The 14,050-nt window shown below is 49.7% G+C and carries 11 protein-coding genes; 4 read left to right on the forward strand and 7 right to left on the reverse strand.

Going from position 1 to position 14,050, the window contains the following annotated elements:
• Positions 1-42: 42 nt before the first annotated feature.
• The 5 genes from J3B89_RS01530 to J3B89_RS01550 all read right to left on the reverse strand — a co-directional run bounded on the left by J3B89_RS01530 (position 43) and on the right by J3B89_RS01550 (position 4,549).
• Complete coding sequence (locus J3B89_RS01530) at positions 43-1,338, reverse strand: TRAP transporter large permease (RefSeq protein ID WP_215395751.1); 1,296 nt, start codon at positions 1,336-1,338, stop codon at positions 43-45.
• Complete coding sequence (locus J3B89_RS01535) at positions 1,338-1,838, reverse strand: TRAP transporter small permease (protein WP_215395752.1); 501 nt, start codon at positions 1,836-1,838, stop codon at positions 1,338-1,340. The genes J3B89_RS01530 and J3B89_RS01535 overlap by 1 nt, the downstream gene beginning before the upstream one ends.
• Positions 1,831-2,838, reverse strand: coding sequence for a TRAP transporter substrate-binding protein (locus J3B89_RS01540; protein WP_215395753.1), 1,008 nt, complete (start codon positions 2,836-2,838; stop codon positions 1,831-1,833). Before J3B89_RS01540 ends, J3B89_RS01535 begins: the two co-directional genes overlap by 8 nt.
• Before the next feature lie 82 nt (positions 2,839-2,920).
• Positions 2,921-3,763: a 5-dehydro-4-deoxy-D-glucuronate isomerase gene (gene kduI / locus J3B89_RS01545; protein ID WP_215395754.1), complete on the reverse strand. Its 843-nt coding sequence runs from the start codon at positions 3,761-3,763 to the stop codon at positions 2,921-2,923.
• Between the two features lie 27 nt (positions 3,764-3,790).
• Positions 3,791-4,549, reverse strand: coding sequence for an SDR family oxidoreductase (locus J3B89_RS01550; protein WP_251372156.1), 759 nt, complete (start codon positions 4,547-4,549; stop codon positions 3,791-3,793).
• A gap of 373 nt (positions 4,550-4,922) precedes the next feature.
• Here J3B89_RS01550 and J3B89_RS01555 point away from each other — a divergent pair, with 373 nt between their 5' ends.
• The 4 genes from J3B89_RS01555 (at position 4,923) to J3B89_RS01570 (ending at position 12,289) form a co-directional block, all read left to right on the forward strand.
• Positions 4,923-7,733, forward strand: coding sequence for a TonB-dependent receptor (locus tag J3B89_RS01555; RefSeq protein ID WP_215395755.1), 2,811 nt, complete (start codon positions 4,923-4,925; stop codon positions 7,731-7,733).
• A 125-nt stretch (positions 7,734-7,858) separates the two neighbouring features.
• Positions 7,859-10,330: a glycoside hydrolase family 88 protein gene (locus tag J3B89_RS01560; protein ID WP_215395756.1), complete on the forward strand. Its 2,472-nt coding sequence runs from the start codon at positions 7,859-7,861 to the stop codon at positions 10,328-10,330.
• 189 nt (positions 10,331-10,519) lie between these two features.
• On the forward strand, positions 10,520-11,533 hold the full coding sequence (locus J3B89_RS01565; RefSeq protein ID WP_215395757.1) for a pectinesterase family protein: 1,014 nt from the start codon (positions 10,520-10,522) through the stop codon (positions 11,531-11,533).
• A 3-nt stretch (positions 11,534-11,536) separates the two neighbouring features.
• Positions 11,537-12,289, forward strand: a complete 753-nt coding sequence (locus J3B89_RS01570; protein WP_215395758.1) for a rhamnogalacturonan acetylesterase — start codon at positions 11,537-11,539, stop codon at positions 12,287-12,289.
• 43 nt (positions 12,290-12,332) lie between these two features.
• On the opposite strand, the gene grpE is transcribed toward J3B89_RS01570, so the two are convergent.
• On the reverse strand, positions 12,333-12,896 hold the full coding sequence (grpE, locus tag J3B89_RS01575) for a nucleotide exchange factor GrpE (RefSeq protein WP_215395759.1): 564 nt from the start codon (positions 12,894-12,896) through the stop codon (positions 12,333-12,335).
• A gap of 30 nt (positions 12,897-12,926) precedes the next feature.
• Positions 12,927-13,958 (reverse strand): heat-inducible transcriptional repressor HrcA, encoded by a 1,032-nt coding sequence (hrcA, locus tag J3B89_RS01580; RefSeq protein ID WP_215395760.1) that lies wholly within the window; start codon positions 13,956-13,958, stop codon positions 12,927-12,929.
• Positions 13,959-14,050: the final 92 nt, after the last annotated feature.

The raw sequence follows: 14,050 nt of genomic DNA on the forward strand, positions 1-14,050 counted from the left end.
TTAGGATCTGTTGAAAACCAAGTTGGTTAAGAAACAAACCGGTTAAAAGCCAAACTGCTTTGGTAACCACTCACTGATTGCCGGCACATAAGTGACCAGCATCAGCACCACAAACATTGCCAGATATAACGGCATTAACGGCCGGATAATGGCTTCAAGCTTGGTTTTGGCAATAGCACAACTAACAAACAGCACACTGCCCACCGGCGGTGATACCAGACCGATAGATAAATTAAGTACCATCATAATGCCAAAATGCAGCGGGCTCATGCCCAGCTCTACCGCTACCGGCAGAAAAATGGGGGTAAAAATCAGCACTGCCGGGGTCATATCCATAAAGGCACCCACCAGCAGTAAAATCAGATTAATCATCAATAAAATTAACAGCGGATTTTCACTGATTGTCAGCATGCCGGCACTAATGGCCTGCGGAATTTGCTCGTAAGATAAAATCCATGACATAGCCGATGAAGTGGCAATAAGCGCCAGCACGATGGCAGTGGTTTCTGCTGCTTTCATCAAAATACCCGGCAGTTCAGTGGTTTTAACTTCACGGTAAATGCCCACCGCCAGGATCAGCGAATACACCACAGCAATAGCGCCAGCCTCAGTAGCAGTAAATACGCCGCTGACAATACCGCCAATCACCAGAAATATCATAAACAAGCTGGGGACCGCAGCAGCTACTTTTTGTACCACCAGCTTTAACGGCAAGCGAGCGCCCAATGGGTAGCCTTTTATTTTGGCGTAACCGGCACAGACAATCATTAACGACACGCCAAGCAAAATGCCCGGCAAATAACCGGCAATAAATAAGGCAGCAATGGATACACCACCACTGGCAATGGCATACACAATTAAAATATTACTCGGCGGAATAAGCATACCGGTAGTTGCTGCGGCCGCAGTTACAGCAGCGCTGTAGTTTACGTCATAGCCCTGCTTTTTCATCTCCGGCAGCATAAAACTACCTATAGCCGAGGTTGCTGCTACGGCAGAACCTGAGATAGCACCGAAAAACATACAGGACATCACATTAACCAGTGCCAGGCCACCCGGTAGCATGCCCACCAGCGCCATAGCGCATTCAATTAACCGCTTGGCAATGCCGCCACGGCCCATAATCAGCCCCGATAGCACAAAAAACGGAATCGCCAGCAGCGCAAAGCTGTTAATGCCACCGGCCATACGCTGTGCCATGGTAGTAACAGCGGGCATAAAGTCGATACTAAGCAACATAGTGGCCAGCGTTGCCAGGCCAATACAAAATGATATCGGCACGTTAAGCAGCAACAAGCCGAAAAACACCAGCAGTAAAACCAGAATTGCCATTTCCATTAGTGTATCCCCTCTACTACCGGCGTTGGTTTGTTACAAGCCATAAAATACAGCTGGCAAATACCATAAAACGCAATCAGCACACCCGACAGCGGTACAGCGATATAGATATAAGCCATTTTAATACCCAACGCGGCTGACATCTGGTTTAGCTCCCAGGTCAGTGCTACCAGGTTACCGCCACCAATAACCATTACGGCAATGGCAAAAATAACTACCGATGCTGTTAACACCATTGCCAGTTTGTTTTGCAGCGCAGCATTAAAGCGACGGGTAACAATATCCAGCCCCAGATGCACACCGGTGCGGTAAGCAAACGCAGCCCCTACCATACCGATCCAGATCAGAAGGGTACGCGACAATTCTTCCGTAACTGAACTGGGCGCGTTTAGTATGTAGCGCGACACAACCTGCCAGCACACCACCAGCACTATTGCGCCCATCAGCCCGGCCAGAAACCACTTCAGTAAGGTGTCAACAAGGTGGATTAACTTAGTCATCTTTTGCCTCCATTTGCGCGCCAATATCGGCTATTTGCTGTAGTAAGGGGCCAATATCGGTTTGTTGCAGGCTTTGATGAAACGGCGCAACCGCATCACGAAACGGCTGTTTATCCGGGTAAATTACCTTTACACCGGCCGCTTTTACGGCGGCCAGTGCTTCGTCTGATGATTGCTGCCAGGCTTCACGCTGGTAGACGATTGAATCATTAGCAGCGCGCTGCAGCCATTCCTGCTGCTGTGGTGTTAAATCCTGCCATACCGGCAGGCTGACAATCAGTACATCCGGCACTGAGGTATGTTCATCCAGGGTGTAGTATTTGCTTAATTCATAATGGCGCGATAAATAAAAACTTGGCGGGTTATTTTCTGCCCCATCTACTACGCCTTGCTGCAAAGCGGTATACAGCTCACCCCAATCTACTGGTGTGGCAGCACCACCTAACTCAGTAACCATCCGCACAGCAGTTTGGCTGGCCAGCACGCGGAATTTTTTGCCGCGTAAATCAGCCGGGGTATTAATTTCAGTATTGGTAGAGTAAAAGCTGCGGCTACCGGCGTCATAGTAGCCCAGGCCACGTAAACGCGCAGGTTGCAACGCCATCAGCAATTCAGTGCCGGTTTTACTGTTTAGCACCTGCCATAAATGGGCGTTGTCATTAAAAATATAGGGCACACTAAATACGCGCATTTGCGGTACAAAGCTTTCTACAGAGCTGGCCGATACTTTCGTCATTGCCAGGCTGCCAATTTGCAGCAGCTCAACTAATTCGCGTTCATTGCCAAGCTGGCCGCCGCTGTAGATCTCAATCCGCATAGTGCCGTTGGAGTAGTGCTCAAGGCGCTTGCCCATCAGCACCATGGCTTTGTGTACTACATGCTCCTGATCCAGCGCATGCGCCAACCGTAAAGTGGTAATATCCTGCTGTGGCTTGCAGCCTGCCAGTAGCGCAAGGCTGGTCAGCAGCATGGCGCAAGCCTGCCGGGTGAAATTTTTCATAACTCGTCCTACCCTGTTGAGTGACATATCTGAACGCATGCCTTACTCAGAAACAGCTGCCAGTGGCAGCGTAACACCAACGCTATTTCATAGCGCTGGCGGGAAATTTATCCATATCGTGGTAATCCAGGTTTTCACCGGCCATGCCCCAGATAAAGGCATAATTACTGGTGCCGCAACCACTGTGAATAGACCATGCCGGTGACACTACCGCCTGCTCATTCGCTACCCAGATATGCCGGGTTTGTTGTGGCTGGCCCATAAAGTGACACACGCGCTGATCATCACCGAGGTTAAAATAGAAATACGCTTCCATCCGGCGGTCGTGCTGGTGCGCCGGCATGGTGTTCCATACACTGCCGGGTTTCAGCACGGTTAAGCCCATTTGCAACTGGCAGGTTTGCACCACATCGTTAATCATCAGCTGATGAATAGCGCGCTCGTTCGAGGTTTCCAGTGCGCCCATTTGCAGCACAGTGCAATTATCCATTGTCAGGTGTTTAGTTGGGTACGCATGATGCGCCGGGGCAGAATTTAAATAGAATTTGGCCGGCTTGGCGCTGTCGCTGCTATGAAAACTTACCTCGCGCGCACCCATGCCAACGTACAGCGCTTCGGTGTTTTTCAGCTCGTAATCTGTGCCATCTACCGACACTTTACCGGTGCCACCAACGTTGATAATACCCAACTCGCGGCGCTGCAGAAAAAACTGCGCTTTAAGCGGCTCTGGCGCATCAAGTTTTACTGCAGCTTTTACCGGCACAGCACTGCCAACAATAACGCGCTCGTAATGGGTGTAGCACAGCACCAGTTTGTCAGCCTGCATCAGGTTATCTACCAGAAAATGCTGGCGCAGCTCGTCAGTGTCATAATGCTTTACGTCATCCGGATGTGTCGGGTAACGGCTTTCAAATAAAACAGTCATAAAAACCTCAGTTAAAAAATAAATTGTTTAGCGCGCCAGCCAGCCGCCATCTACTGCCAGTACATGGCCATTAACATAATTACTGGCATGTGACGCCAGAAATACCGCAGCACCGGCTAAATCTTCCGGCTCACCCCAGCGGGCCGCCGGAATACGCGCAGTAATAGCTGCATTACGCTCGGTATCGGCCTGCAGTGCAGCGGTGTTGTCGGTACGGAAATAACCCGGCGCGATAGCATTAACCTGAATATTGTGTTGTGCCCATTCGTTGGCCAGTGCTTTCGTTACACCGGCAATAGCATGTTTGCTGGCGGTGTAAGCAGGCACAGTAATACCGCCGCTGTACGACAGCATTGAGGCGATATTAATAATTTTACCCTGCCGGCGCTTAATCATCTGTGCACCTAAACGCTGGCTAAGTAAAAAAGCCGCGTCTAAGTTTACCGCAATGACTTTGTGCCATTCGCTCATCGGGAACTGATGCGCCGGGGCACGAAAAATAGTACCGCCGCAGTTCACCAGAATATCAACTGCGCCTTGCGCCAACGCCTGCTGCGCTAATTGTTCTACCTCGGCTTCGTTACTTAAATCTGCCGCTAAACCAATGGCTGCTCCGCCTTGTTCGGTGATCATTGCTACTGTGTCGCGGCTGCCTGCAACGGTTGAACTGGCACACAACACTTTGGCACCGGCCTGTGCCAGTGCTACAGCAATAGCCTGGCCCAAACCACGGCTGGCGCCGGTAACCAAAGCGGTTTGCCCGGCGAGAGAAAATAATGCTGCCATAATGGCCTCCTGCGTTTAAATAAACGTTGTCATCACGACATTTCGTTCATATATGGAACAAAACTAAAATTCGAAACAACTCTAAAATATCAATTAATCAATCAGTTAAGTCGCATTGGCGAGTTTTACTTACAAATTAGGCTGATTTTATTATCGCCAATAATTGACAGATTTTAGTTGATGGTGTTAGCTTTTTGCCATCGGTGGCACAAAATTGCAAGTTTTTTTTGCCACCGGTAGACAAAGCATATAGGCTGAATACGAAACAAGCAAATCAACAGGGAGCAAAGTCACTTTGCTCCTGAAAAAACACAAAAAGCCGGGGCATGACTCAGGCTAAAACTACAAGTCAATTCAGGACGAGGTATATAAAATGGCTTATCGCAACACGCAATTCCGCCCCACTAAACTGGTGCGCGCGCTTACGCTGGCCGGTTTAGCTACTGTGCTTGGCACTGCTCCGGCACTGCAGGCACAGCAAGCCGAAGAGCAACCAACAGCACAGGTACAGGAACAAGACATTGAAGTTATTACCGTAACCGGTGGCTTTCGTGGCAGCCTGGCCAGTGCTTTAAACCAGAAACGTTTTGAAACCGGCTCTACCGACACTATTAAAGCTGAAGATATTGCTGACTTCCCGGATCTTAACTTAGCAGAATCTTTACAGCGTATTCCCGGCGTAGCCATTAGCCGTGTTGCCGGCGAAGGCCGGCAGATTTCAGTGCGTGGCTTAGGCCCGGATTTTACCCGCGTACGCATTAACGGTATGGAAGCCCAATCTACCAGCGGCGGTACCGACCAGATTGGCGGCGCTAACCGTGGCCGTGGCTTTGACTTTAATACCTTCTCATCTGATTTATTCAGCGAACTGACAGTGCGTAAAACGGCCTCTGCCAACGTAGAAGAAGGCTCTTTGGGTGCCACGGTAGACCTGCGTACAGCGCGGCCATTCGACTATGACGGCTTTACCTTTGCCGCTAACGTACAGGGTGGCTATAACGATTTATCGGAAGAAGTAGACCCTAAAGGCTCATTTTTAGTCAGCAATATTTTTGCCGACGGCAAATTTGGCGTACTGTTTTCGGCTGCGTACTCAGAGCGTAATATTAAAGATGAAGGTGCCAGCACAGTACGCTGGAATAATGTTAATGACTTTGGTACATACCGTGGCGACAGCCAGGCACCTGAATTACAGGAAATTAACGATGCGTTCCGGCCACGCTTACCACGTTACGACTCTTACGAGCACAACGTAAAACGCACCGGTATGGCCGCAGCATTTGAATTCCGCCCCAGCAGTGAAACCCGCTTTAACCTGGATATTTTGTACTCTAAAGATGATTCAACCCGCCAGGAGGCCTTTATGCAAGGTATCCTTAATGCCGGGGCTAACCGCCCAACTCTGGCTACGGCCCCCGGCAGCACTACCGGCGGCATGAATGTACTGGACTATGAAATTGATAACACTAACACCGTAACCTATGCTTCATTTGAAAATGCGCTGGTACGCAACGAGCTGCGTTACGATGAGCTGTCTACAGACTTTTTGCAATTTACCCTAAGCGGCCAGCATCAGTTAACCGATAACCTGAAAATTGATGCCATGGTGGGTCGGGCTAAGTCTGAATTTGATAACCCGATTCAAACTACTGTGGTCATGCAAAAAGGCGGGCTGGATTTTAGCTACGACTACCGCGGCGGCAAACGCGATAACCCTGAGTTGTTATTTGGTGCCGGTGCTTATGATGCTAATGGCTGGACTATTAACAGCCTGCGGATGCGCCCGCTGGGAGCAGAAAATACTTTTGATAATGCCGGGCTTAATCTGGAATACATCTTAAACGATAATCTGACCTTACGTGGTGGCGTACATTATAAAAAGTTTGAATTTGAAACCCGCGAAGCACGTCTTGGCAGTGAAAACGGCTTGGTAGGTACGCCGGATTTAGCCATGCCGACAGATCTTATTACCAGCTATAACGCGGGTGTAGGTTCACAAGGTGCCTGGCTGGTACCTAACCTCAATGCGTTTGCCAATGCTTATGATATTTACAGCAATACAGGACTCTACACCGTTAGTACTGATAACCGCCGGGTGGATAACTACTCAGCCGAAGAAAAAACCTTAGGCACTTATTTACAGCTGGCATTTGAAACAGAGGTAGGCGATACCACCATTCGCGGTGATGTTGGCGGCCGCTATGTTAAAACCGATCAGTCATCTACTGCCTGGGCAACGCTGGGTGGTACACCTGAGTTGATTACTGCCAAGCACGATTACAACGAGTTTTTACCGTCACTGAACCTGGTGTTTGAACCGTTAGAAGATGTGATTATCCGTTTTGGCTATGCCGAAGTTATGGCCCGTGCCGGTTTAGGTAGTTTGCGCCCTAACGTGTCTGTATCAGTATCCGGCGGCTCGCGTAGTATCAGCGGTGGTAACCCGGCACTGGAACCCACCAAAGCCAAAACCTATGACTTAGGCTTAGAGCTGTACTTTGACAATGAATCTTTGTTAGGTGTGGCGGTATTCCGTAAAGATATCGACAGCTATGTACAGGGCCTGCGTGAAACCAAACCCTTTACCGAAACCGGCTTACCGATTCAGGCCGCCATTGATGCCTGTAATGCCGGCCCTGGTTATGGCCCGGATTGTAATGAAAACGTAGAGTGGCAAACCAATACGCCGCTAAATGGCCCAGGTGGCAACCTGTACGGCTTTGAAGTGCAATACCAGATGCCATTTAGCTTTTTACCTGAGTTCTGGGACCGTTTTGGCTTTATCGGTAACTACACTTACGTAAAAGCGCAGATGGATTACATCAATGCTGACGGTCAGATTCTGGCCACCCGCGACTTACAGGGTTTGTCAGAGTCTACCCGCAGCGCCACCCTGTACTATGAAGATGACAAATTCAGCGCCCGTGTATCACTGACTGATCGTTCTAAATATCTGACGAACGCCATCGGCCGTGATAACAACGATATGGAAGGCACCAACGCTACCCGTAACATTGATGCGGCTATGTCTTACCAGTTAACCGATAACTGGAAAATAAGCTTTGAAGCACTTAACCTGACCGATGAAGTAGATGATCAATGGGTAGATTCAAGCGGCAACCGCTTAACCTACTACCACAGCACTGGTCGTCAGTACTACCTAGGCGCTCAGTACAAGTTCTGATAACGCCTCCGGGCACAACCCGCTATGCTCCGGCATAGCGGTTTTAATTTCTCCCGCAAAACGCTGAGCCACGGAAGGCCCGTTTTACTAAGCATGGACATACAAATTGTAATAACAGGTACCTTATGGCCCGCATTCTTTTTGGCAAAACCTTGTTAAGTATCAGCATTGCTACCGTTGTCAGCGCTTGTTCGCCACAACCTTCTGCTACGGCTCCACAATCGGTTAGCAGTAACGACAGCAGCATTGCCAACCTCAGTGTCAGTAACCCGTCCACATTTGAGCGCAAAGAGCAAAACCTGCTGCTGCCATTTACTGATCTTGGCATAACAGCAAGCCAGGCTCAGGCATTAGTGGCACTGGAAGGTGACTATGCAGTGCCGTCACAACTTATTGACCACAACGGCGATGGCAATAAAGATAGCCTGTTATTACAGTTTGATTTTGCAGCCGTTGAGACAAAACAACTGCAGATCCTTAACGATACCGCACTGTTTAACGCCCAGCAGTTAGCCAAACGTACTCAGGCAGAAATATCGCATAAAACCGGCGGCCAGTGGCAAGACAGCAAATACATTGGCGGTGAGTTTCAAAACGTCACCGAGCTGACTCCTCCGCCACAGTATACCGATCATTCCGAGTGGATCCGCTACGAAGGCCCGGGCATAGAGTCAGATAAAGTCGGCTACCGTATTTATCTCGACTGGCGTAACGGCTTTGATGTGTTTGGCAATAAAACCGGCAAGCCGGTGCTGCATCAGGTAGGGCTGGATGGTTATAAGTCGTACCATGAAATGGCCGACTGGGGTATGGACCTACTTAAAGTAGGTAAATCGCTTGGTGCCGGCGGTTTCGGCTACTGGGACGGTGAAAAGGTGCAACTGGTTTCTACGGTCAGCGGCCACACCGCCAAAGTAATTGAAAACGGCGCTTTATATTCTGCACTGCAAATTCAGTATAAAGACTGGCAAATTGCCGGCAAAACCACCAACTTAACCGCTAACCTGTCAATGACTGCCGGTAGCCGCCTGGTGCATACCCGCTTGTCTTTAACCGAGCCGCTGGACAATATTGCCATTGGTTTGGTGCGCTTACCCAACACCAAAGTGCTGCATGGTAAGTCAGAAGTTACCGGCCACAGCTGGACATATCTGGCTACCTGGGGCGAACAAACCCTGACCGGTGGTAACGATAAACTCGGCATGGCCGTTTTATATAAGCGTGGCGCCAATAAACAACTGACAGGCGATGAGAACAGCCATGTCGCAGTAATGACACCATCAGGCACCGAGCTGGAATATTACTTTCTTTCGGCCTGGGATGGTGAACCGGGCGGTATTAAAACCGAAGCCGAGTTTGTTGAATACCTTGAACAGGAAGTAGAAAAACTTACGCTAACGCCCAGGTTGTCGCTTAAAACAGCGCTGTCTGAGCAACAAAAGGCCGCGACGTTAACTGCCGATGTTGCGTTAAACTGGAGCGAGCGTTTAGCTGCCAGCGAAATGGTACGGCAAACACCCTACTATGCTTATGGTGGCTGGGATTACGAGCGCCAACGCCCAAGCAAATGGGAATACACTACCGGCTTACAGCTGCAAGCCTATGACGACCTGCTTAAAGTGAAACCTAATGCCCAGTGGCAGCAGGTGCTGACAGACGTTATTGACTCCTTTATTACCAGCGACGGTGATATCCGCACCTATAAACTCAGTAACCATAATATCGACAGTTTAAACAGCGGCAATATGCTGCTGCGCGAATACCAGCGCAACCCCAAGCCACAATATAAACAGGCACTGGATTTACTGCGCAAACAATTAGCCGAACACCCACGCACTTCTGAGGGCGCCTTCTGGCATAAACAAATTTACCCGCATCAGCTATGGCTGGACGGCGTATATATGGGCATGCCCTTTCTGGCTAATTACAGCAAAACCTTTGAGCAAGGCCATGCTTTTGACGAAGTGGTAAAAGAATTTACTATCAGCCGCGACAAACTGCGCGACCCCAACACCGGCCTGTATTACCACGCCTGGGATGAAGCCCGTAAGCAGGATTGGGCCGATAAAGACACCGGCCTGGCAAGCCAGTTCTGGGGCCGGGGTTTAGGCTGGCTGGCAATGGCACTGGTAGATGTGCTGGAGATTATCCCTGCAGAGCAAACCGAATTACGCCAACCACTATTGGATATGACAGCAGAACTGGCCGAAGCGCTGGTAAAAGTGCAGGATGCGGATACCGGCACCTGGTATCAGATCCTGGATAAACCCAACGCACCGGGTAACTATTTAGAATCCTCTGCCAGCAGCATGTTTACTTACTTCTTTGCTAAAGGCATAAATAATGGTTATCTGGATGCAAGCTACAAAGCCACCGCAGTAAAAGCATACCAAGGGCTGGTAAATGAATTTATTCTGGTACACCCGGATAACAGCATAAGCTTAGTTAATACCTGCCAGGTTGCCGGTTTGGGCTTTGGCCGCGATGGTAGCTACCACTATTATATGAGTGAGCCGGTATTTCGTAACGACGCTAAAGCCAACGGCCCCTTTATTATGGCCGGTGTGCAAATAGCCAAACTGCTTGGTACTAACTAAGTTTCTTCTTGTGTTTAGCCGGTTTTGATGCTTCGGCACGAACCGGCTTGCCCACGCTAACACGCCGTAAACCCATCCCTGGGGGCTCGACTCAGGCATCCATGCCTTCAACGGTTAGCTTAGGGCAAGTCGATTCTCGCTATGTTGCCCCGGTAATCTTGTGGTACCGGCTTTTTTGGAATCAAATATATGCAAAAAGCCTTTCCATTCTGCATCCTGTTACTGCTGTTTATCAGCACAACCAGCTTCGCCGATATAATCCGCCTGCAAGTGGCGCAAAGCGGCGATACGCCCTTTCGCAGTATTCAGCAGGCCATTAACAGCCTGCCGGACAACGATACTCAGGCCATTATTCAGATTGGCCCTGGCGTCTATACGGAAAAAATTTATCTCACCCGCAATAAAGTGGCGCTAATTGGTGCAGGTGCGGATAAAACCGAAATTCGCGTGGCAGAGCTGCGCACAAACTGGTTAAAACAGCACCCCAGCGATTGGGGCGCGGCAGTGGTAAATATCCGTGCCAGCGACATTGCATTGTTAAATATCAGTATTGTAAACAGTTATGGCGAACTAACCGGCGATAACGAGCATCAGTTTGCTGTACGTGGCTTTGAGCAGGCAACCCGTATTATTACCGCTAACTGCCGTATTATTGCCGGCGGTGCCGACACCTTAAGCCTGTGGAATAAAACCGACGGCATGTATTACCACGACAACTGCTACTTTGAAGGCCATACCGACATGGTGTGCCCGCGTGGCTGGGCGTTTTTCAGTAACAGCACTTTTGTTAATAAAAAAGCCTATGCAACGTTGTGGCATGACGGCGAATTAAACGAGCAGCAAAAAATGGTAGTGCGCGACTCGCGCTTTGACGGCGTGCCGGGCTTTATGCTGGGCCGGCGCCATTATGACGCACAGTTTTACCTGATTAATAACCAGTACAGCCAGAATATGGCCGACAAACCGATATTCCGCCACACCTACCCAACCGAGCCAGAGCGCGACCGCGCTAACCTGTGGGGCGACCGCTACTATTTTAGCCACAGCGATAACAAGCAGGTTATTTATCCGTGGCTTAAAGCTAATTTAGCGGCGCATCCATCACAATTATCGCCGGAGCAAATTACTGCAAAGTGGACTTTTGCCGGCCGCTGGGATCCGGAGCAACAAGTAAAAATGCTGCTGCAACTAAATAAGGAATAACAAATGAAGTCTCTGCTGATCCTGGCTTTATGCTTTGGCCTTAGCCAGGCGCAAGCCACTGAAATAAAACCGGCAAAACTGCACCTGGTGGGCGACTCAACCATGTCGGATAAACCCAATCTGGCTTACCCCGAGCGTGGCTGGGGCCAGTTGCTGCCGCAATTTTTATTGCCACAGCTAACGGTAGTAAACCATGCCGCCAATGGCCGCAGCACGCGGCGCTTTTTGACTGAAGGCCGCTGGCAATTACTGTTAAGCGAGCTTGGCAAAGGCGATTATGTGCTGATCCAGTTTGGCCATAATGACTCAAAAGAGTCAGACCCGGCACGTTACGCCGCTTTTGACAGTGATTATCAGACGTTCTTAACGCAGTTTATTGCCGATGTGCGTGAGCGTGGTGCCACGCCCATGCTGGCCAGCTCAATTTGCCGGCGCAACTTTGCCGAAGATGGCAGCTTAAAACGTGATTTAGCCGATTACGCCAATGCAGCTGCCAAAGTGGCCAAACAAGCAAAAGTCAGCTTTTTTGATTTACAGCAGCAAAGCTGTGATTTCTGGCAACAGCAGGGCAAAGATAACAGCCAACCGTATTTTATTCAGATACCGCCGGGGTTGTACCAAAAGTTTCCGGCAGGCACTACAGATAACACCCACCTGACACTGCAGGGCGCCAGCAAAATAGCGCAGTTTTTTGTGCAGGATTTAAAACGCCAGCAGCATCCGCTGGCGGCTTATATATATCGGGAATTATTGTAAAAAAACCGGCATTAAAGCCGGTTTTTTTTACACCCGATAACTATTAGTCCGGCGCTTTGGATACACCTACCATTGCCGGGCGTAATAAACGGCCGTTTAGCTCGTAGCCCTTTTGCATAACAAAGGTAACGGTATTAGGCGCCACATCAGCAGATGGCTGAATGCTCATCGCCTGATGGTGCTCCGGGTTAAATGGCTGGCCTTGCGGGTCAATTTGGTTTACACCGTATTTTGCTACCGTATCCAGGAAGCTTTTCAGGGTTAGCTCAACGCCTTCAACCACCCCTTTTAACGCTTCATCCTCACGGTTGATAAAGCCCAGTGCCCGCTCCAGGTTATCTACCACCGGTAATAAGTCAGCGGCAAATTTTTCCAGGGCAAACTTGTGGGCTTTTTCTACATCCATCGTGGCACGGCGGCGCACATTTTCAGATTCAGCCTTAATACGCAGCATTAAATCCTGCTGCTCTGCCACCCGGGCGTTAGCATCAGCCAATTCGGCTTCAAGTTTGGCAATAATTGCCTGCTCACCCGACAGCTCTACTGTATCGGCATGCTCATTAGCTTGTTCTGGCGTATTGTCGTTTGGCTGGTGTTGCTCTGTCATGTGTTACTACTCCCAAATTAAGTAGGTGTATTATGGGGATACCTGGCGCCGATTCAAGTTTAAATTTAATTGCCGCGCACAGGCTTCCACTAACGGGATCAGCCGGGCGTAATTCATTCTGCGTGGCCCCAGTAAAGCAATAAAACGTTTTGGCTGTTGTTGATAACGCTGCACTATGACACTGACATTCGCCAGTTCAATAAAACCCGATTCTTTACCCAGCAATAATTTAGGCTGATCATCCTGAGTTAGGCTCTGCAACAAACGGATCAGGCCATCGGGTTGCTCCAGCATTTGCATTACCTGCTGCAGCGCAGGGTTTTGCTGGTATTCCGGCGCCAGCAATAACTGGTGCTGGCCGTATATTAACGGCTGATGCTGTTGCAGCTCATCCAGGCTTAGTTGCCCCAGTACTTTTTGCAATAGTTGCTGACACACACCGGTTTCGTTACGCACTATGCTGCCAAGGCGTTCAATACCATCCTGCCACTGCCCGCCGCCACCCAAAGCCGCGTTTAACAAGCACAGCACTTTACTTAATGTGTTGCTGTCGATGGCACTTTCGCAGTGCAGCACCCGGTGCAAAATATCGCCGTCTTCATCTATCACCACCAGCAGCAACCTGTCACTGGCCAGGCGCACTAAATCAATTTGCCGCACAATACGGCCATCAGCCTTAGGCGCACTGACAATAGCGACAAAGCCGGTAAGGTTAGTCAGTAGCTGCCCGGCCTGCTGGCATAATAACGACACCGGCAACTGCGGTGTCAGCCTGCGCTGTAACTCATTATTCCACATGCTGGTCAGCGGTTGCAGTTGCAGCATTTTATCGATAAATAAACGAATACCCGCTGTGGTGGGAATACGCCCGGCCGAGGTATGCGGCGAACGGATTAAGCCCTGTTGCTCCAACGCCATCATAGTATTACGCACCGTGGCCGAGCTAACAGCCAGTTGAGCATGATCCGCCAGCAACTTTGAAGATACAGGCTGGCCATCCAGCAGATACTGTTCAACAATCAGCTTTAAAATCAACTCAGATCGGTTCAGGGCTAACGTCATGCAACATACTCACTTTATCATTGAGCTTGGATATGGGGGCAATAAGCACCAATTCAAGTAAAACAAGGCGCTAGTGTCCAACGCATGCTGCC

It is taken from the genome of Rheinheimera oceanensis (genome assembly GCF_018831085.1).
In the GTDB taxonomy this organism is placed as follows: domain Bacteria; phylum Pseudomonadota; class Gammaproteobacteria; order Enterobacterales; family Alteromonadaceae; genus Alishewanella; species Alishewanella oceanensis.

Bases quoted from the DNA above. Each gene is read 5' to 3' on its own strand.
- J3B89_RS01550 (WP_251372156.1), bottom strand. From the start codon at position 4,549: ATGGCAGCATTATTTTCTCTCGCCGGGCAAACCGCTTTGGTTACCGGC.
- J3B89_RS01570 (WP_215395758.1), top strand. From the start codon at position 11,537: ATGAAGTCTCTGCTGATCCTGGCTTTATGCTTTGGCCTTAGCCAGGCG.
- kduI (WP_215395754.1), bottom strand. From the start codon at position 3,763: ATGACTGTTTTATTTGAAAGCCGTTACCCGACACATCCGGATGACGTA.
- J3B89_RS01560 (WP_215395756.1), top strand. From the start codon at position 7,859: ATGGCCCGCATTCTTTTTGGCAAAACCTTGTTAAGTATCAGCATTGCT.
- J3B89_RS01535 (WP_215395752.1), bottom strand. From the start codon at position 1,838: ATGACTAAGTTAATCCACCTTGTTGACACCTTACTGAAGTGGTTTCTG.
- hrcA (WP_215395760.1), bottom strand. From the start codon at position 13,958: ATGACGTTAGCCCTGAACCGATCTGAGTTGATTTTAAAGCTGATTGTT.
- grpE (WP_215395759.1), bottom strand. From the start codon at position 12,896: ATGACAGAGCAACACCAGCCAAACGACAATACGCCAGAACAAGCTAAT.
- J3B89_RS01565 (WP_215395757.1), top strand. From the start codon at position 10,520: ATGCAAAAAGCCTTTCCATTCTGCATCCTGTTACTGCTGTTTATCAGC.
- J3B89_RS01530 (WP_215395751.1), bottom strand. From the start codon at position 1,338: ATGGAAATGGCAATTCTGGTTTTACTGCTGGTGTTTTTCGGCTTGTTG.
- J3B89_RS01555 (WP_215395755.1), top strand. From the start codon at position 4,923: ATGGCTTATCGCAACACGCAATTCCGCCCCACTAAACTGGTGCGCGCG.
- J3B89_RS01540 (WP_215395753.1), bottom strand. From the start codon at position 2,838: ATGAAAAATTTCACCCGGCAGGCTTGCGCCATGCTGCTGACCAGCCTT.